Here is a 17,773-nt window from a genome sequence, read left to right as displayed (position 1 = left end):
CAATTGGGCGGTGTTTTTTTTATTTCGAACGCGTGTTTATTTTAAATTTGCACTTAGCACACTCTAAGGTGACGGCTTATCATTTTCTTCATGGCGTTTGAGCCAATCGCCGCTGTAGATCCGTGGTACCCCTTCGATCGGTAAACGATAAAGATATATCCACGCACTGCCATAAGGCGTCTGAATCAATTCACGCCGATAATCCTTGGTATTACTTTTAAGCTCATCTAACTCATTCATAATCGACGAGTTAATTCGATAAACTTCACAATGCACTGTGCCGTCTCCGGGGATAACCGCCGGATAGTGACCTAAATTGTACATTTCATAGCCTTCGAGATCATGTTCGCCCAGCAACTGAGCGTCCGTCATCCAATGACTATTACCTTGTTTGCGTCGTAAACTACCGTAGACAATAATTCTCATTGTTAGAACTCAAACTGATAAAGCACATCTAATGCCTGATCAATACCAGACACCGCTTCCAGATACAACCTTGGCATCAACCGATAACGTAATGTTAACGTTGCCAGCGAGTCAAAGATACCCACGCCATATTTGACTTGCAGATCTTTGGTGACATAGCCGCTCACGACCACTTGTGAGCTATCGCCAACTCCCTGAGTATCTAGAGCTAAGTTGCTGACCCCAAATGCCTCGCCGATTTTACCCACAAGTTTACCACTTTGCGCAACCCCCATGCCGACTAACATTGAGGTCATCAAGCCACTGTCTGCTCCTGAATTGCCCAGCCCCTGCCCACGTAGCAGGTAAGATAGCGCCTCTTGCTGTGACATCGCCGGATCTGAGAATATCTCTAGCCGTGGCGAGTCTGCCATCCCAGTCACCCGCACACCCGCAGTCACACCATCAGCGGTCGCATCAGGATTTCGTATTGCTTCAATATTGAGTAACGGCTGGTCCGGCGGGCCGGAGAACAGCAATACCCCTTTATTGACGATCAAATCCTGCCCATAAGCGCGGAAGCTACCGGATGGAATGTTAATTTGCCCGTTCAGACCTAATCCGCGCTGATCTTGAACCATTTTCAAATCGCCCTGCAAGCGGGCTTTCAGGCCAAAAGCATTCAGGCGAACATCATTACCCACTCGAATGACCAGATTACTGTTGATGGGAATACTGGTCGAGCGGGGCGAAATCGGCTTCAGATCGTTGTTAAGCATCACTTCATCTGGCGAGACACCGACCGCCGTTTCTGGCACTTCCTGCACAGTGATACGTGCCCACGGGATATCCACCGACCCATTGAGAGTAAACAGTTGTGGAGTCGCTTCAAACACAATATCTGGGGAGACATCTATTCGCACCATCGGTGGAATAGTGACACGCAACTTGTTGCCTTTGGCCGCGATACGGGCGCGCCAAGCATTGATATCACGCCAATCGGCATCGCCGGACAGATTGAGCTGCCCCTGAGAGGTGCGAATCAAGCCATCCAGTGTTGAGGTCATACCGTCGAAATTCATCGCCAGCCGCCCTTCGGTAATATCAAATGGCATCCAACTGCCATCGACATCCACATTATCCAAAGCTAACCGACCGAAAACTAAAGGATTTTTTGCATTACCCCCGAGCCGTAAATTGGCATTTAACAGGCCAGCGGCTTTTTCGCCGTCACTGAGAATCGGGTTAATCATTGCCAGCGAGAGATTACTGATAGCAATATTACCGGATAAATTACGCCGCCCTTCGGGATCGGCGACCTGCACCTGTCCTGAGAACTGGCCGTTATTCACCAGCTTGATAAGCCAGTCAGCCCGCACTTGCCCATTGGTCAGTCCGCCATTAAGATTCAGCGTTTCAAAAGCAATTGGCAGCGGATTACCCTGTACCACTTGTTGCACTTTGACGCCATTACCGCTGAGTGATACCCGCACATCCGGCAAGCTACCCCCCGCTTTCCAACTGACATCAGCCCGCCCAGTAAACACCCCGCTCAGGGTAGTATCCGGGCCTAGGAAAGGTTTTATCATGGCTAAATCAAAGCGGTTGAGCACCACACTCGCCTGCCCGCTCGGGCCAGCTTCAATCGCCCTTGGGATACACAGTTCCGCATTCGGATTAAGCCAGCAATGCGGCCCGACAGTGACCCGCTGTAGCGTATTTTGGTAATCCAAGGCAATAGCACGACTCAAACGCCATTCACCTATCGGCGTATCAAAGCGCGTATTATTGAGGGTGCCACGCCAGCGCTCCTGCTGACGATCAAAACTCCCCTCCAGCGCCAGCTGACCAGAAACCGGTTCACCCTGCATGTTTAGCCGCAACTGATGCTGTTTTTCACTGCCACGGGCATCCAGCGTCAATAGGCTGACCACGAAATCAGCTTGCTTGAGCTGCTCAACGCGGATGGCGAGTTGGCCTTGAATTTGATCTGTTGAGCGAACGTCACCCTCGATCCTCACTCGATTGATACTCAACTCTTGCCATTGCAGGCGGTTGGCGGTGAGATCGGCCAGTAGTTGTGGGGCATTGAGGTTACCGCGTAATCTCAACGCGCCTTTCACCACCCCGGCCAATCCGGGCAAGGCACCATCAAGCTGTGGTGCATCGACATTGGCATCAAGCAGCCATTGATCAGTAAGATCGCCTTTCACATCCAGCGTATTACGACCCAACGCCAGATTGATGCCAGGAATATGCCACTGACCCGCCGCATTCCCCGTCAATGAACCACGGGCCGTCACACGATTCTGTTTTACATTGCCGTCAAGTGTCAGCTCCGGCACCTGTAACTGCCAGCTACCGCCGTAGACACTGCCGCGCGTCACGATCTTGCCATTCAGTTTTGCTGGCCACTCCGGCCACTGCTTCGCGGTGTTAATGCCCGATAGAGTCAATACCGAATTCCAACTGATCGCCTTACTCCAATCCACCACACCGCTCAGGTCAGTATTGCCTTGCAGCGCCGCCAGCCGTAAACGGGTCAGATTGAATTGCTCGACATTTCCTTTACCATCCAGCGTCAATACCGCAGGCGGCAAATCAATACCTTTCAAATCAGAGCGAATTGAGAGCGCGTAATCGGTCGCCTGCCCATTGAGACGCATTCTGAGATTATCAATTTGGTACTCAGGTTCACCCGCCAGCGGCCAGCGCAACTGCTTGCTTTGTAGGGTTAACGCCACGGGTAAACCCGCCTGCCCCAGTGAGGTTTCCGCGTCCAATTGCACACTCACCGGGCCAGATAAATTCAGCGCCACGGTGAGTTGCTCGCGCAACGCGCCGCCGATGGTCAACTTCACTTTTTCGCCTTTCAGCGGCTCAATATTCAGCGAGCTGTTGACGACCAGACTCAGCGGCCACTTATCGGCCAGCGTCGCCTCACCTTGGGCTGACAACCCGCCCTGTGGCGATTTGATCTCTAATTTATCCAGTGCGATGCGCTGATCTTGCGTGCTAGCTTGCAATAAAAGGCTGTTGATCACGACCTCGGTGTCGCCCGTCAACCTGAGTTGCTGCCCCGAGATCGATTTAATTTGTAAATCCAGCGGCAAACGGAAGTCCGGCAACTCCGGCAGTAACGGCTTGGCAAACAAGGCTTTTAAACTTTCACCCAGCGGGGTTTCTGGCACAGAGGGAGCAGCGGCTTGTTGTTCAACCGCTTCTTTAACAGCAAGGGCAGTTTCAACCGCAGGTTTAGCGGCATCAGGGACGACGGTTGGCACGGTTTTCGGCAATGCTATCAATAACCCACTGATTTTAGTTGGCATTAAGTTCAGCACGCGCTGCTGCCAATGTGCGCCAGTGCGGAATTCATCCAGCGAAATCGCCGTCTCATCAATAGTAACTTTGACATTATTCAGCGACAGCATACGTAAAGTGATGGGATACGGGGTACTTAGCTCACCCATCGGCTCAGTGCTGGCGGGGGTTTCAGCCGCAGGAGGCATGGCTTTGGTATCCACCACCACATCCACATCTTGCGCGGTCAGCGCATTAACGCATAGCTCGCTACGTTTAAGGCAAGAGAGCTGCAACGAGAGATGAAATTGGCCCGCTTTCACGGTGACACCCGGCATTTGGTACTGAATGCCTTTTAGCGTGAGGTCGCGCCAGCCGCCAGTGACACTGGCAATATCCAAGCCCGGCACCCAACGCGCAGCGCTGTTGATCAGAAAATGCAAACCACTGGTAGTGCCAAGCAAACCCGCCAGCGCCCCAACCAGCAGCAGGATAATGAGCAAAAATGCGATGCTGAGTCTCTTTACCCACCTCATAGTTCAGGCCCCAAACCGATGTAAAATTGCACGCCATGTGCGGTGTTGTCACCAATAGGTTTCGCGATATCCAACTTGATCGGGCCGACCGGAGAAGCCCAACGCACCCCCACTCCGGCACCGGTTTTGAAATCACTCTTGCGAATGTCATTCACCGCTTCACCCGAATCGACGAATACCGCGCCCCACCATCGGCCAGTCACGTTATATTGATATTCGAGCGTTCCGGTGGCCAGTTTAGAGGCACCGGTCAGCTTACCTTCGCTGTCACGCGGCGAGATATCGCGGAATTTGTAGCCACGAATGCTGCGGTCCCCCCCAGCGAAGAAGCGCAGTGAGGGGGGTACTCGGTCGAAGTTATTGGTTTCAATCCACCCTAAATTGCCCCGCACCACAAAGCGATTTTTCTCACCCAGTGTCCGAATCCATACGTTTTGCGCCTGGAATATGCCGAAATCGACATCAGATCCCCATGTGGTATCAGACCAATCAATAGAGTAATTCTGACTATCCCCCCAGACTGGCATCGCCCCGCCTCGTTGACGGGTACGGCTAATATTCACCCCCGGATAGAGCAGCATGGTGGTATCAGTGACGCTACCTTGGGTAAAGTGATCGAGGCTCCAACGCAGGTTAACTGAGCGCTTCCAACCACTGGAGAGATCCCAGAATCGGGCCACGTTCAGCGTGGTGGTATCAGAATTGGTGTCATTGAGATCCGTGCGCTTAAACCCGCCTTGTAGCAGATAGTACTGCTCAAGTGGGTTTTTTCGCAGCGGGATACGATAGCTGAAATCCAGTGTCTGCTCAGGTGCGGAAAGTGTGGTACTGGTGGTCAAACTGTGTCCGTAAGAGTTCATCCACGGCTTGCGCCAACTACCGGTCAGGCGCGGACCAACATCCGTGGCATAGCCGCCCCCCAGTTCGATAGTGTTTTCTGTTCGCGGGGTGACAACGGCATCAAGTGGCAAGATTTTGGTTTCTCTCGCATCACGGAAATCGGGTGAAACCACCACGGAGTTAAACCAGTTCGTCGCCGCCAGACGGCGGTTTAGTTCGGCCAGTTCATCCGAGGTATAGTATTCACCCTCATGAAAAGGCACTAAATTTTGTAGAAAATCCTCGCGGATTTGTGACCCTTGGAAAACAACTTTGCCAAAACGGTAGCGCTCTCCGCTGTCGAAATCGATATCCCAGAATGCCTTGCGCAGTTCGGCAGCAACACCCAACTCACTTTTGATCATATTGGCGTCGAAGTAACCTCGGCGCAGTGCCAAGCCAGTCAGCGAACTTTTGAAATTATCAAAATCGCCATGGTTGAGGATTGAGCCTATTTTGGGGGTATCGCGGCGCACCAGTGCCAGATAGTCGGGGTCTGTTTTCGCCCCACCTTGCAGATCGATATCAACACCGGCAATTAAAACCGGCTCGCCGGGCACCACTTTGGCAATTAAAACGGAGCGGGCAGGCGCGGGACGCGACTGTAAATCAAAGGTAATTGTGGGGTCGTAATAGCCTAAAGCTCGCAGACCCTGCCGAATAGCTTCATCCACCCGTGAGCGGAAACGGCCATCAGCTGTGACTTCATCAGTGCCAATTGTGGATAAACGTGCCCTGACGTTTCTCTCTAAATCCCCGCTAAGACCTTCAACCTGCAACCGCACATTGGCAGCATAGGCGAGAGGTGTGGCGAGCAATACACACAAAAAACAGAGGATTGGGTATCGTGGCACGCGCGCTCCTAATTAATTTTATCCCCTTAATCTTTCAGGTTGCGGAGTGTTGGCAGCTCTTGTTTACCGCCTTCCCGCATCTTGAAACCTATTGGGTATACTTTCCTGTAAACCATCTCACGGACGTTTCATCACTGACACAATCATCCCGCACTTAAAGTGCGATTTAAGCGCGTTATACCTAAAACTCCACCTTAATTCGCTACATTAATGCAGAATGGTTCTTATTGTGTGCAAACTCGCCGTCAGATACAACCGTCTATAGCCATTCACTGTAAACATCTTGTTAGCAATTTACTGTAAACTTAGGATTCACTGTACACATCGGAGCCTATTTTGGTGCAAAATTTTGATAAATCTGCCGTCATTGATGCGGCGAATGCTTTGCCGGGGCGACTGACACCTATGCCGGTCGCAACTCTCCATGTGGTGAATGGTCACTCTATGACGCATGTCCCCGAGGGGATGGAGGTTGCCATCTTCGCCATGGGCTGCTTCTGGGGGGTCGAGCGTCTATTTTGGCAACAGCCGGGCGTCTATAGCACAGGTGCGGGCTATAGCGGTGGCTACACGCCAAACCCAACCTATCATGAGGTTTGTAGTGGCCGCACGGCACATGCCGAGGTGGTTCGCGTGGTCTTTGATCCGGCTATCATCAGCTATCAGCAACTATTACAGATTTTCTGGGAAAATCACGATCCAGCTCAGGGAATGCGTCAGGGGGGTGATGTCGGAACCCAATACCGTTCAGCGATTTACGTTTTAACTCCCGAGCAAGAAGCGCAAGCTAAAGAGAGCAAAACCCAGTTCCAACAAGCGATGGCGCAAGCCGGTGATCACCGCGCGATTACCAGTGAGATTGCGGTTGCCTTGCCGTTTTACTATGCCGAGGATGACCACCAGCAATATTTGTACAAAAATCCACATGGATATTGTGGACTAGGCGGCATTGGCGTTTGTATGCCGCCCAATCTGTAAGGCTGGCGGCGCTCTTACCGCTACTGCTATACTCTTTTCGGGCTGTTCACTCGGCCCGAAAACGGTTTTCTGCCGTTATTTTGAATTCAACAATGAACCCATTGAATTAAACAGTATGGCCCTTCCTTACGATCGCCGGCGCATCGTCGGTACGACACGGATAGATTATGTTAAACAGTATCTTACTGATTCTTTTTTTAATTGCGGTGAGCGCCTTTTTCTCGTTATCAGAGATTTCATTGGCCGCTTCGCGCAAAATTAAGTTAAAACTTCTGGCCGACGACGGCGATATCAATGCTGCGCGGGTCCTTAAATTGCAAGAGACGCCGGGGATTTTCTTCACCGTCGTTCAAATTGGGCTGAATGCCGTCGCCATCCTCGGGGGTATCGTCGGTGATGCCGCGTTCTCACCCTCTTTCAGAGTGGTGTTTGAGCGCTTTATGTCACCTGAGCTTGCCGATCAGGTCAGCTTTATCTGCTCATTTGTTCTGGTCACTAGCTTATTTATTCTGTTTGCCGACTTAACCCCGAAACGCATCGGTATGATTTCACCTGAAGCGGTTGCCGTTCGGATCGTCAACCCGATGCGCTTCTGTCTGATGATTTGTCGCCCATTAGTTTGGTTCTTCAATGGGATGGCGAATCTGATCTTTCGCCTATTCAAACTGCCAATGGTTCGTAATGACGACATCACATCAGATGATATCTATGCCGTCGTGGAGGCCGGTGCATTGGCAGGTGTACTGCGCAAGCAAGAGCATGAGCTGATTGAAAACGTCTTCGAGCTGGAGTCACGCACGGTGCCCTCCTCAATGACCTCGCGCGAAAGTGTGATCTATTTTGATCTGCGGGAGAGCGAAGACAGCATCAAAGAGAAGATTTCAACTCATCCACACTCTAAATTCCTAGTCTGCGATGGTCATATTGACCAAGTGGTAGGCTATGTTGACTCCAAAGATTTGCTGAACCGGGTGTTGGGCAACCAAAGTCTGGTGCTGAGCAGTGGGGTGCAAATCCGCTCCGCACTGATTGTCCCAGATACCCTGACACTTTCTGAGGCGCTTGAAAGCTTTAAAACCGCCGGGGAAGATTTTGCCGTTATTCTCAACGAATATGCATTAGTGGTTGGGATAATTACCCTGAATGACGTGATGACCACGCTGATGGGGGATTTGGTTGGTCAAGGGCAGGAGGAACAGATTGTCGCCCGTGATGAAAGCTCATGGCTGATTGAGGGTGGCACTCCCATTGAGGACGTCATGCGCGTGCTGCATATCGATGAATTCCCGCAATCGGGCAATTATGAAACCATCGGCGGTTTTATGATGTATATGCTGCGTAAAATCCCAAAACGCACTGATTTCGTTAAATATGCGGGCTACAAGTTTGAAGTGGTGGATATCGATAGCTACAAAATCGATCAGTTACTGGTGACCAAACTCAGTGATTTACCCGCACCGATCCTGCCCAAAGCCCCACACGAAAGCAGTGATGCGTAGATTCATAGCTTGAATGAGTGATGCTTTAAAACATTTGCGGCCCCAATAAAGGGGCCGCAATTAATTTTGTTCAAGATAATGTCATACCCAACATCATTGGAGTGACAGAGAGGCAGCACTTCTGCCGCTAACAACCCTGCCACTGCAATTAAGCAGGGTGTCAGCCCATTTCAGACTGCAAACGCATCACTTGCCGGTTAACTTCCGACATCACCTCAAAGTGGCGTTTATCCCTAACTTTCGGGATTAAAATCTTGCCCTTGTCAAACTCAAAAGCCCCCATATCTTTGATATACAGACGGCCACGGAATAACGTTTTAACATACATCGCGACTTTTGCCGGGTTGTAACGTTGGAAGATCCTCATTGTTTTACTTTCCTCCATAACACCAATGCACACACCTTCTGACGCCTTAGCGACCAAGATCACAGGTAGCGTAAGATAATTGCAGAGAAGTAGACCTAGAGTATGGGCTTAAGTTCCCCCATAATTAGTCATTGATGCTGGGTTTACATAAAATTACAGTGAGAGATGGATTAAATGAGAGTCATTAACAGAATAACCATCTAGTTACTGACGGAAACATTTTTTTTCAACTAACAGGACAGACCACTGATCAGCACCTATTATTGGAAAACTTACCTGTAGTCTGCATTCAGGGATAAGTCGAGACTCCCCATAAGATCCCCAAGGACATCACATGATAAAAAATAGCCTGCTGATATTGTCGCTACTATTCACACCGCTACTGGTCAGCGCCCATTCTATTCAGAATAACCAACGAGTCCCCCCGGTGGGCGTCAGCGATAAAGGTGAACTAAATTATGATAAGGCTGCTGATCAGTTTAGCTATAAAAGCTGGAATAGCTCGCAGCTCCCCGGCAAAGTGCGAGTCGTCCAGCATATTGCTGGGCGGACTTCGGCAAAAGAGCTGAATGCGCCCTTAATCGAGGCCATCAAGCACGCTAATCTGCCACACGAACATTACCAAACGACGACAATCGTCAATACCGATGACGCCATTATCGGGACAGCTATGTTTGTGCGTAATAGTATTGAAAGCAATAAGCGCGAATTCCCTTGGTCGCAGTTTGTGGTCGACAGCAACGGGAATGTCAAAAAGGCTTGGGGCTTAGCGGATAAAAGCTCCACCATCGTGGTGCTGGATCAGCAAGGGAATGTCAATTTTGTCAAAGATGGCGCGCTGACAGCAGAAGAGGTGCAGCAGGTCATCGACCAACTGCACCAGCTTGTTAAGCAGTAAACTAGAATAGCGACACTCTAAAGCCGGGGTTCAGGAATGATTCACGCGGGGTATATGAGAGTGGCTTACCCTGCCAATCGTGAACCTGTGCTCCGGCGGCAAGAGCAACAGCATGTCCCGCTGCGGTATCCCATACATTGGTTGGCCCGAAGCGGGGATAGAGCTGAGCTTTTCCTTCGGCCACCAAACAAAACTTGAGTGACGAGCCGACCGATACCGTCTGATGCTCGCCCAGTTGCGCCAGATAATCCTCCAGCTCAGCATCGCTATGAGAACGGCTCACAACCACCAGCGGCGGAATGGCATCACGCACCTGAATCTGCATACGCCGACCACCCTCCTCTTTCCACGCCTGACCCTTTTCTGCACTGTACATCACCTCCGTGACCGGGGTGTAGACGACACCCAGCACTGGCTCACCATGATCGATCAACGCAATATTCACGGTAAACTCGCCATTGCGATTCAGAAATTCTTTAGTGCCATCCAGCGGATCAACCAGCCAGTAGCGCTGCCAATGCTGACGTACCGCCCAAGTCGGTGGGTCCTCTTCAGACAACAGCGGAATATCGGGAGTTAATGCAGCTAATCCGGCTTTGATAATTTGGTGAGCCGCCAGATCAGCGGCAGTCACAGGTGAATCATCTTTTTTATGGGCCACATCAAGGGGCTTTTCACCCTGATAGACCGCCATAATCGCCACGCCTGCCTCGCGGGCTAACTGGCAAATTTGCTCTAACATCATCCACCCCTTGGTATTGAATATTGAGAGTCAGAATACACTTTATCGACAGTGGCTTCTAAAAGATTGAAAGTGGCTCCCGGAAGTTTCCTCTTGTCTTATATTCATTTTAGAACGTAAAGCATGACTCATCTAAAGACTTACCACTCGCCAGAAGACTAATAACATTCCTGATAAATAGCCATATCCGCCAGAAAACTGCTTATAAAATCAGTGGCATTGACCTGTGACAACTGTGAGCCTCTGCGCGGTATCCAGCCTTATTTTCTGCCAAACTTCACACTTTGTTTTAGCAATTATTTAAAGTTACATATTATTTTGCGATACATGTCTATACCTAATAGATTTCAAGTTGCAGGTAGGCGGCAACTGAATGAACCCAAGGAGTTAGATAACTCAATGACTTGGGTGAGTGATGGCAGCCAACAACCCTGCAACGTGAAAGATGACAGGTATAATAGTTCTTAATGGAGAAAGCCATGATCAAGCGTCCCCTGACGTTATCCCTCATTGCCAGCCTGATTACAGTCGCGACATCGGCGTCCGTAGCCGCGACCCTAGACTTGCGTGTTCTGGAAACCACCGATCTGCACAGCAATATGATGGATTTCGATTACTACAAAGATAAACCTACCAAGAAGTTCGGTCTGGTGCGCACCGCAAGTCTGATTGAAGCGGCTCGCCAGCAGGCGACCAACAGCGTACTGGTGGATAATGGTGATCTGATTCAGGGCAGCCCGCTTGGCGACTATATGGCGGCTAAAGGATTGAAAGCGGGTGAGATTCATCCCGTCTATAAGGCGATGAATACACTGGATTATGCGGTGGGTAACATCGGTAATCACGAGTTTAATTACGGTTTGGATTATCTGAAAAAATCACTGGCGGGCGCAAAATTCCCCTATGTGAACGCCAATGTGATTGATGTAAAAACCGGTAAGCCGCTCTTTCAGCCCTATTTGATTGTCAACACACCAGTAAAAGATCGTGAGGGGAAAACCCATAACCTGCGCATCGGCTATATCGGTTTTGTGCCTCCGCAAGTGATGATTTGGGACAAAGCGAACCTAACCGGTAAAGTTACCGTCAACGACATCACCGAAACCGCTAAAAAATGGGTGCCGGAGATGCGCAAGCAAGGGGCTGATTTGGTGATTGCTATCCCGCACTCTGGCCTCTCCAGCGATCCCTATAAGACGATGGCTGAGAATTCGGTTTACTATCTCAGCCAAGTTCCGGGCATTGATGCCATCATGTTCGGTCACGCCCATGCTGTGTTCCCCAGCAAAGATTTTGCCGCCATTAAAGGTGCGGATATCGCTCAGGGCACATTAAACGGTGTTCCAGCGGTGATGCCCGGCCAATGGGGTGATCATCTGGGGGTGGTCGATTTGGTGCTGAATAATGACCAAGGCTCATGGCAGGTGACTCAGGCCAAGGCTGAAGCTCGCCCTATTTTCGATAAAGCGACGCAAAAGTCGCTGGCGGAAGAGAATGCAAATCTGGTCAAAGTGCTGGCAGCAGATCATCAGGGCACCCGTGATTTCGTTAGCCAACCGATCGGCAAAGCATCAGACAATATGTACAGTTATTTGGCACTAATCCAAGATGACCCAACAGTTCAGATAGTGAATAATGCCCAGCGCGCCTATACCGAACACTATATCCAAGGCGATCCTGATTTAGCCGAATTGCCGGTGCTCTCTGCCGCCGCGCCGTTTAAAGCCGGTGGACGTAAAAATGATCCCGCCAGTTTTGTAGAAGTCGAAAAAGGTGAATTGACCTTCCGCAATGCCGCTGATCTCTACCTTTACCCGAACACGCTGGTGGTGGTGAAAGCTAGTGGTGCTGAGGTGAAACAGTGGCTGGAGTGCTCCGCTGCGCAATTCAATCAAATTGACGTGAACAGCAGCAAGCCACAATCGCTGATCAACTGGGATGGCTTCCGCACCTATAATTTCGATGTCATTGATGGCGTTAAATATGAGATCGATGTCAGCCAGCCCGCGCGCTATGACGGCGAATGTACGCTGATCAACGATAAAGCTGAGCGTATCAAAAATCTGACGTTTAATGGTAAGCCTATCGATCCAAAGGCAACATTCCTGATCGCCACCAATAATTACCGTGCTTACAGTGGCAAATTTGCCGGAACGGGTGATAGCCATATTGCTTTCGCGTCACCGGATGAAAACCGAGCCGTACTGTCGGCTTATATTAGCGCTGAAACAAAAAAACAGGGGCAGGTGACGCCACAAGCCGATAACAATTGGCGTCTGGCCACGCTGGAGAGCAAGCAGCCACTGGATATCCGTTTTGAAACCTCGCCAAGCACCAAAGCGGCTGAATTTATTAAGCAAAAAGCACAGTACCCGATGACAGCACAGGGTACTGATGAGATTGGATTTGAAGTTTATCGTATCGATTTGCAGAAGAAATAATCTCTGACTACAGCGCCTTAACGGGCGCTTTAGTGACTTCCAATACCTCTTTGTGGTTATATCGCAATCTATAACATGCATTTATTATACATGTTATAGATATTTAATTACTCAATGAGGTGTCATTATGGATTACCGCAATCAATCTCTGGGTGCGCTGGCTATCGCCATTCCTCGCGCTACAAAGCTATTTCGCCATTATCAACTCGATTTCTGCTGTGGTGGTAAGCAAACACTATTACGCGCAGCGAATAAGTTAGAACTAGATATTGATGAGTTGGAGGCGCAGTTGAGTGCATTGCAAGCCGAGCCGCCATCATCGGAAGATTGGCAACGGCAACCACTGACAAACCTGATTGATTTTATTATCAGCCGCTACCATAACCGCCATCGCGAGCAGTTGCCGGAGCTGATTCTGATGGCTGAGAAAGTTGAACGGGTACACGGCGAAAAACCAGCCTGCCCACGCGGGCTAGCCGCAGAGCTCACAGCGATTCTAGAGGAGCTAACCCAACATATGTATAAAGAGGAGCAAATCCTGTTCCCGATGATCCAGCGTGGCATGGGTTCTCAGGCGGGTGGCCCGATATTTGTGATGGAAGCAGAACACGATGCGGTTGGGCAACAGTTGGAAGTGGTAAAACAGCTAACGCAAAATATGACCCCGCCAGAGGGCGCTTGTAATACTTGGCGCGCGCTCTACACCGGCATCAATGAATTTATGACTGACCTGATGGAACATATTCATCTGGAGAACAATTTGCTGTTTCCCCGCGCATTAAAGGGTGAATAATTTAGCTGGCAGTGATTATCACAGAAAATAAAAAGCAGAAGGGCGACATTGCGTCGCCCTTCGTCATAACCTTGCCCGCAGAACTTACAGAATTTCCAGCAGTTCTACTTCAAACATCAATGCGCTGAATGGAGGAATAGTTGCACCCGCACCACGCTCACCATAGGCCAGATTGTGTGGGATGTATAACTTCCATTTAGAACCCACTGGCATCATGGATAGCGCTTCGATCCAGCCAGGGATAACACCACTGACAGGGAACTCAGCTGGCTGACCACGCTCAACCGAGCTATCAAACACGGTACCATCAACCAAACGCCCGGTGTAATGCACACGTACGCGGTCCTGACGGGATGGAATCGGGCCATCGCCAGCCTGCAACACGGAGAACTGCAAACCAGACTCAGTGGTGGTCACATCATCACGCTTGGCATTCTCTTCGAGGAAGGTTTTCCCCTCTTCTACCAACGCCTGCTGGCGCTCAACACGGACTTTATCCGCTTTTTCATGCACTTCTTGTAATGCACGATGTATCACATCAACAGGGACGGTCGGTGTATTCCCTTCCATCGCGTCACGCAAACCTGCCAACAGTGCTTCTGGCAATAAACCTTCCAGCCCGGACTCTTGCAATTGCTGCCCGATCTGTAAACCAATCCCGTAGCTCGCTTGCGCTTCAACGCTATCAAAAGAAGGGGTTGTCATGGATTTTCCTTTAGTCGCTTATTCATGTCGAAGCCGCAAGCATAACAGCAGCAGGGGAGCGCGGTAAAATCTTGCGTCGTGAATGATGACTTTTGTCGAAGAAAAAGAAACAATGGCAGCAGGCTAACGGGAAATACCCCTTTTAGGTATTATAATCTTCTGCCTTTTGGCATCAGGCAGTTAGCAACGCGGCAACTTCGGGTAGGAAGGGTATATACTTAGAAGACTACAAGATTCACCGCCATATTATTATTTATGTCGTTTTACGCCGTTGAAGAGAGGTCACCATGGGCAGAATCGCGCCCAGGAGAAGGAAGAGTAATCGGGTTTATCAGCCATTGCTGCACACGTGGCTAACGATTAGGCAGAAGATCTTGCCAGCTCCCAAAGCAGCTGATGAGCAAAACCTGATGTCCGAAGTGAGTGCATCCGAACACATTTCCCCTGTTGAGGAGAGTGCTGCTACGGAAAAGAGTACGACTAAGGAAAATAGTATTGCCTCTGAAGCGGTAGCGACGGCCATACCGGAAACCGGTATTAAAGGGCTGCTGCTGAAAATCTGGCATTTGCCGGACAGTTTTCAGTGGATGGAGCCATTGCCGCTCTTCCACCGTCGCTGGATCATTATCGTCACCGCTGTGCTGCTACTGGCACTCTTGTGGCCCGTGTCACGCGATAATACCGACCGTTCATTCCCCATTAGCGCACCGTCTACTGACGTGCCTCTACAGGCTCAATTGCAGGACAATCTTGATGCTCCGCCACCGCCAACGGTGGCTCCCCCAGTTATTCCCAATACTTTACAGGGAAACTGGCAGAGTTATCAGATTGAATCAGGAAAAACACTGGCGCAGCTATTCCGTGACAATAATCTACCGGTTAATGAGGTCTTCGCGATGGCGCAGGTTGAAGGTAGCGATAAGCCACTGAGTAACCTGAAAGCGGGGCAAGAAGTCAAAATCATGCTCGATGCACAAGGTGTGGTTGCCGCACTGGCCATTGAAACCACCGCTAACACAGAAGTGCTGTTTACTCGGCAAAGTGATGGCAGTTATCGCCGTGACCGTTAACCAGCACACCCCATAGCCACTTCTGTTTCTCCCCTAAGCTTCTTTGATATTGTCACGCTGTCTCTCTCGAATTAGGTTGTTTGCTGGATGGTTAACGCCATCCATCAACGGATCGCCACCTTATATAATGAGAGGGAGTAATCATGATATGAAATGTAAATTACCTTTTGTGTTGCTACTGACCCCATTTAGCGTATTCGCTACACTCCACTGTCCAGCGATTGACACCATTAAACAGATGAATGGAATTTATACTGCCCCAGCGATGGGGGGAGAGGAGTGGATTGGGACTTTGCAAGGAAATACTAATCAGCATGGTGCTATTCAAGACTTTAGCGAAGCGCTTTTGATTATCGATAACAATGGCGATAAAGATGGCATCAGCAAGCAGGGAAAGTTTCAAAAGTGCACCTATAACTTAGAGGCGCAGGGTAGGAAGCTAGATATGTACTACGGAAATTCGACCTGGATGGCATCCATTAGTGGAAAACCCCACTGGAAGCACCAACAGACCGCCTTCTTTAATATCTACCAATGCTCAGGCGTCGCTGCCGAGGAGTGCAAATTTGAACTATTGGAACCGGGCTCTTCGTTCTAACGCTTCCGTGTGATGACCTTCATGGGTGATCAGTTTCCTTATCTGCCAAAAAGCAAAACGCCAGCACAAGGCTGGCGTTTTAGCAGGTTAACAACAGCGTAACTTACGCTTCTGCAACCACGATCACGTTCAGTTTTGCGAATACGTCGCTGTGTACCTGGAAGTGAACTTCATGCTCACCTGTGGTACGCAGAACGCCATTCGGCAAACGAACTTCGCTCTTAGCCACGTCAACACCAGCCGCTGTTACAGCGTCAGCGATGTCACGAGTACCGATAGAGCCGAACAGTTTGCCTTCATCGCCAGATTTAGAAGCGATGGTGACACTGACCAGTTCGTTAATTTTATTTGCGCGAGCTTGTGCAGCAGCCAGAACGTCAGCCAATTTGGCTTCCAATTCTGCACGGCGTGCTTCAAAGAACTCTACGTTTTTCTTCGTTGCCGGAACAGCTTTACCTTGTGGAACCAGGAAGTTACGAGCGTAGCCCGCTTTAACGTTCACTTGGTCACCCAGGCTGCCCAGGTTTGCTACTTTATCAAGCAGAATAACTTGCATTACCTTATCCTCTCAAAGTCGTTAATGGACAGTGGCCGATTACTGATGACGATCAGTGTACGGCAACAAAGACAGGTAGCGAGCGCGCTTGATACAACGAGCGAGCTGACGCTGGAATTTTGCACGAGTACCGGTAATACGGCTCGGAACAATTTTACCACTTTCAGTGATATAGTTTTTCAGCGTAGCGATGTCTTTATAATCAATCTCTACAACGCCTTCCGCGGTGAAACGGCAGAACTTGCGACGACGGAAATAACGTGCCATTAGGCTAGTCTCCAGAATCTATAAATTCAATCTGCTCGGCATGCAGAACCAGTTTGTTCAGCCCATTGCGACCTTGATGGCAGCTAATGAAGCCTTCAACGGTTAACTGACTGCCGACCGTTATACTGTGAGTTAATGCTTGTGACGTTTGTCCGCTAACAACGATGGGCATTCTGCACCATGTTTGTCGGCTAAATCCGGCTTCCTGCTGTGTTGATCGATGCTCAAGCACAAATTGACAATGCGGGATACCAGAAGGACTGACTTTTCGAACCGGGGTCTTGCACACAGTGCCAGAGAGTACCAGACGATTAGTGGTCACCACGGCAATTACTCTTCAGAATCCCCAGCTTCGGAATCATCATTGGCTTCTGACGCGAAGTCGTGACGCTCACGGCGTTCGTCTTTCGCTTTAACCATTGGTGATGCTTCAGTTACCGCGTGCTTAACGCGCATAACCATGCTACGGATAACGGCGTCGTTGAAGCGGAAGTTTGTTTCCAGCTCATCGATCGCTTCCTGCGGGGCTTCAACGTTCAGCAGAACGTAGTGGGCTTTGTGCAGTTTATTGATCGGGTAAGCCAGTTGACGGCGGCCCCAGTCTTCCAGACGGTGGATCGTACCAGCAGCATTAGTGATGGTTGCACTATAGCGCTCGATCATGCCCGGAACCTGTTCGCTTTGGTCAGGATGGACCATAAAAACGATTTCGTAATGACGCATCGATTATTGCTCCTTACGGATTATTCAGCCTCCTGATAGGGTCAACCGCGGCCCATGGAGGCAAGGAACGTGTTTGTGTGCGGCTGAAAAATGACGCGTAACTATACTTGCGGGCCGCTGGAAACTCAAGGACTGACGGGGATTTATTCTTATTCTGGCCAT

The 17,773-nt window shown here is 50.0% G+C and carries 17 protein-coding genes; 7 read left to right on the top strand and 10 right to left on the bottom strand.

Annotation, left to right across the window (positions count from 1 at the left end; genetic code table 11):
- Positions 1-63: 63 nt before the first annotated feature.
- From HRD69_RS07900 to tamA, 3 genes are read right to left on the bottom strand one after another with little or no spacing between them, the layout of a single operon-like run.
- Complete coding sequence (locus tag HRD69_RS07900; protein ID WP_032814630.1) at positions 64-426, bottom strand: gamma-glutamylcyclotransferase family protein; 363 nt, start codon at positions 424-426, stop codon at positions 64-66.
- A 2-nt stretch (positions 427-428) separates the two neighbouring features.
- Complete coding sequence (gene tamB / locus HRD69_RS07895) at positions 429-4,241, bottom strand: autotransporter assembly complex protein TamB (RefSeq protein WP_032814632.1); 3,813 nt, start codon at positions 4,239-4,241, stop codon at positions 429-431.
- A complete protein-coding gene (tamA, locus tag HRD69_RS07890; protein WP_032814634.1) occupies positions 4,238-5,974 on the bottom strand; it encodes an autotransporter assembly complex protein TamA in 1,737 nt (578 codons plus the stop codon). The genes tamB and tamA overlap by 4 nt, the downstream gene beginning before the upstream one ends.
- A 339-nt stretch (positions 5,975-6,313) precedes the next feature.
- Here tamA and msrA point away from each other — a divergent pair, with 339 nt between their 5' ends.
- Together msrA and paeA are read left to right on the top strand one after the other, a co-directional pair.
- Entirely contained in the window at positions 6,314-6,952 is a 639-nt protein-coding gene (msrA, locus tag HRD69_RS07885) for a peptide-methionine (S)-S-oxide reductase MsrA (protein WP_004875440.1), read from the top strand.
- 167 nt (positions 6,953-7,119) lie between these two features.
- Positions 7,120-8,451 carry a polyamine export protein PaeA gene (paeA, locus tag HRD69_RS07880; protein WP_004875441.1) on the top strand — a complete coding sequence of 444 codons (1,332 nt, stop codon included), beginning with the start codon at positions 7,120-7,122 and terminating at the stop codon, positions 8,449-8,451.
- Positions 8,452-8,611: 160 nt separating this feature from the next.
- Here paeA and HRD69_RS07875 read toward each other — a convergent pair whose 3' ends face one another.
- The gene (locus tag HRD69_RS07875; RefSeq protein ID WP_032814647.1) at positions 8,612-8,818 is read right to left on the bottom strand and encodes a DUF1107 domain-containing protein; all 207 of its coding nucleotides are present in this window, start codon (positions 8,816-8,818) and stop codon (positions 8,612-8,614) included.
- A 334-nt stretch (positions 8,819-9,152) separates the two neighbouring features.
- Here HRD69_RS07875 and HRD69_RS07870 point away from each other — a divergent pair, with 334 nt between their 5' ends.
- Positions 9,153-9,716, top strand: a complete 564-nt coding sequence (locus HRD69_RS07870; protein WP_004875443.1) for a YtfJ family protein — start codon at positions 9,153-9,155, stop codon at positions 9,714-9,716.
- A 1-nt stretch (position 9,717) separates the two neighbouring features.
- On the opposite strand, the gene cysQ is transcribed toward HRD69_RS07870, so the two are convergent.
- Entirely contained in the window at positions 9,718-10,458 is a 741-nt protein-coding gene (cysQ, locus tag HRD69_RS07865) for a 3'(2'),5'-bisphosphate nucleotidase CysQ (protein ID WP_032814635.1), read from the bottom strand.
- A gap of 467 nt (positions 10,459-10,925) precedes the next feature.
- Here cysQ and HRD69_RS07860 point away from each other — a divergent pair, with 467 nt between their 5' ends.
- On the top strand, positions 10,926-12,899 hold the full coding sequence (locus tag HRD69_RS07860) for a bifunctional 2',3'-cyclic-nucleotide 2'-phosphodiesterase/3'-nucleotidase (protein WP_004875445.1): 1,974 nt from the start codon (positions 10,926-10,928) through the stop codon (positions 12,897-12,899).
- Positions 12,900-13,026: 127 nt separating this feature from the next.
- Positions 13,027-13,692, top strand: coding sequence for an iron-sulfur cluster repair protein YtfE (ytfE, locus tag HRD69_RS07855; RefSeq protein WP_004875446.1), 666 nt, complete (start codon positions 13,027-13,029; stop codon positions 13,690-13,692).
- 84 nt (positions 13,693-13,776) lie between these two features.
- Here ytfE and bamJ read toward each other — a convergent pair whose 3' ends face one another.
- Positions 13,777-14,397, bottom strand: coding sequence for a BamJ family beta-barrel-assembly machinery protein (gene bamJ, locus HRD69_RS07850; RefSeq protein ID WP_004875448.1), 621 nt, complete (start codon positions 14,395-14,397; stop codon positions 13,777-13,779).
- 287 nt (positions 14,398-14,684) lie between these two features.
- Here bamJ and HRD69_RS07845 point away from each other — a divergent pair, with 287 nt between their 5' ends.
- Both HRD69_RS07845 and HRD69_RS07840 read left to right on the top strand, forming a co-directional pair.
- A complete protein-coding gene (locus HRD69_RS07845) occupies positions 14,685-15,467 on the top strand; it encodes an OapA family protein (RefSeq protein WP_032814636.1) in 783 nt (260 codons plus the stop codon).
- A gap of 148 nt (positions 15,468-15,615) precedes the next feature.
- Entirely contained in the window at positions 15,616-16,065 is a 450-nt protein-coding gene (locus tag HRD69_RS07840) for a DUF3757 domain-containing protein (RefSeq protein WP_004875450.1), read from the top strand.
- A 103-nt stretch (positions 16,066-16,168) separates the two neighbouring features.
- Here the strand turns inward: HRD69_RS07840 and rplI are convergent, their stop codons facing one another.
- From rplI to rpsF, 4 genes are read right to left on the bottom strand one after another with little or no spacing between them, the layout of a single operon-like run.
- Entirely contained in the window at positions 16,169-16,621 is a 453-nt protein-coding gene (rplI, locus tag HRD69_RS07835) for a 50S ribosomal protein L9 (RefSeq protein ID WP_004875451.1), read from the bottom strand.
- Positions 16,622-16,660: 39 nt separating this feature from the next.
- Positions 16,661-16,888, bottom strand: a complete 228-nt coding sequence (rpsR, locus tag HRD69_RS07830; protein WP_005272652.1) for a 30S ribosomal protein S18 — start codon at positions 16,886-16,888, stop codon at positions 16,661-16,663.
- A gap of 4 nt (positions 16,889-16,892) precedes the next feature.
- Positions 16,893-17,213 (bottom strand): primosomal replication protein N, encoded by a 321-nt coding sequence (gene priB / locus HRD69_RS07825; RefSeq protein WP_048619007.1) that lies wholly within the window; start codon positions 17,211-17,213, stop codon positions 16,893-16,895.
- 5 nt (positions 17,214-17,218) lie between these two features.
- Positions 17,219-17,611 (bottom strand): 30S ribosomal protein S6, encoded by a 393-nt coding sequence (rpsF, locus tag HRD69_RS07820; RefSeq protein ID WP_002210153.1) that lies wholly within the window; start codon positions 17,609-17,611, stop codon positions 17,219-17,221.
- Positions 17,612-17,773: the final 162 nt, after the last annotated feature.

The organism is Yersinia mollaretii ATCC 43969, assembly GCF_013282725.1.
Lineage (GTDB): Bacteria > Pseudomonadota > Gammaproteobacteria > Enterobacterales > Enterobacteriaceae > Yersinia > Yersinia mollaretii.
The sequence above is the reverse complement of the archived record's forward strand: the minus strand, read 5'-3'. Positions and strand labels throughout refer to the sequence as shown.

What these genes read in the sequence shown, in the direction of transcription:
- HRD69_RS07900 (WP_032814630.1), bottom strand. Translation starts at nt 426, where the DNA reads ATGAGAATTATTGTCTACGGTAGTTTACGACGCAAACAAGGTAATAGT.
- tamB (WP_032814632.1), bottom strand. Translation starts at nt 4,241, where the DNA reads ATGAGGTGGGTAAAGAGACTCAGCATCGCATTTTTGCTCATTATCCTG.
- paeA (WP_004875441.1), top strand. Translation starts at nt 7,120, where the DNA reads ATGTTAAACAGTATCTTACTGATTCTTTTTTTAATTGCGGTGAGCGCC.
- HRD69_RS07875 (WP_032814647.1), bottom strand. Translation starts at nt 8,818, where the DNA reads ATGAGGATCTTCCAACGTTACAACCCGGCAAAAGTCGCGATGTATGTT.
- HRD69_RS07870 (WP_004875443.1), top strand. Translation starts at nt 9,153, where the DNA reads ATGATAAAAAATAGCCTGCTGATATTGTCGCTACTATTCACACCGCTA.
- cysQ (WP_032814635.1), bottom strand. Translation starts at nt 10,458, where the DNA reads ATGTTAGAGCAAATTTGCCAGTTAGCCCGCGAGGCAGGCGTGGCGATT.
- HRD69_RS07860 (WP_004875445.1), top strand. Translation starts at nt 10,926, where the DNA reads ATGGAGAAAGCCATGATCAAGCGTCCCCTGACGTTATCCCTCATTGCC.
- ytfE (WP_004875446.1), top strand. Translation starts at nt 13,027, where the DNA reads ATGGATTACCGCAATCAATCTCTGGGTGCGCTGGCTATCGCCATTCCT.
- bamJ (WP_004875448.1), bottom strand. Translation starts at nt 14,397, where the DNA reads ATGACAACCCCTTCTTTTGATAGCGTTGAAGCGCAAGCGAGCTACGGG.
- HRD69_RS07845 (WP_032814636.1), top strand. Translation starts at nt 14,685, where the DNA reads ATGGGCAGAATCGCGCCCAGGAGAAGGAAGAGTAATCGGGTTTATCAG.
- HRD69_RS07840 (WP_004875450.1), top strand. Translation starts at nt 15,616, where the DNA reads ATGAAATGTAAATTACCTTTTGTGTTGCTACTGACCCCATTTAGCGTA.
- rplI (WP_004875451.1), bottom strand. Translation starts at nt 16,621, where the DNA reads ATGCAAGTTATTCTGCTTGATAAAGTAGCAAACCTGGGCAGCCTGGGT.
- rpsR (WP_005272652.1), bottom strand. Translation starts at nt 16,888, where the DNA reads ATGGCACGTTATTTCCGTCGTCGCAAGTTCTGCCGTTTCACCGCGGAA.
- rpsF (WP_002210153.1), bottom strand. Translation starts at nt 17,611, where the DNA reads ATGCGTCATTACGAAATCGTTTTTATGGTCCATCCTGACCAAAGCGAA.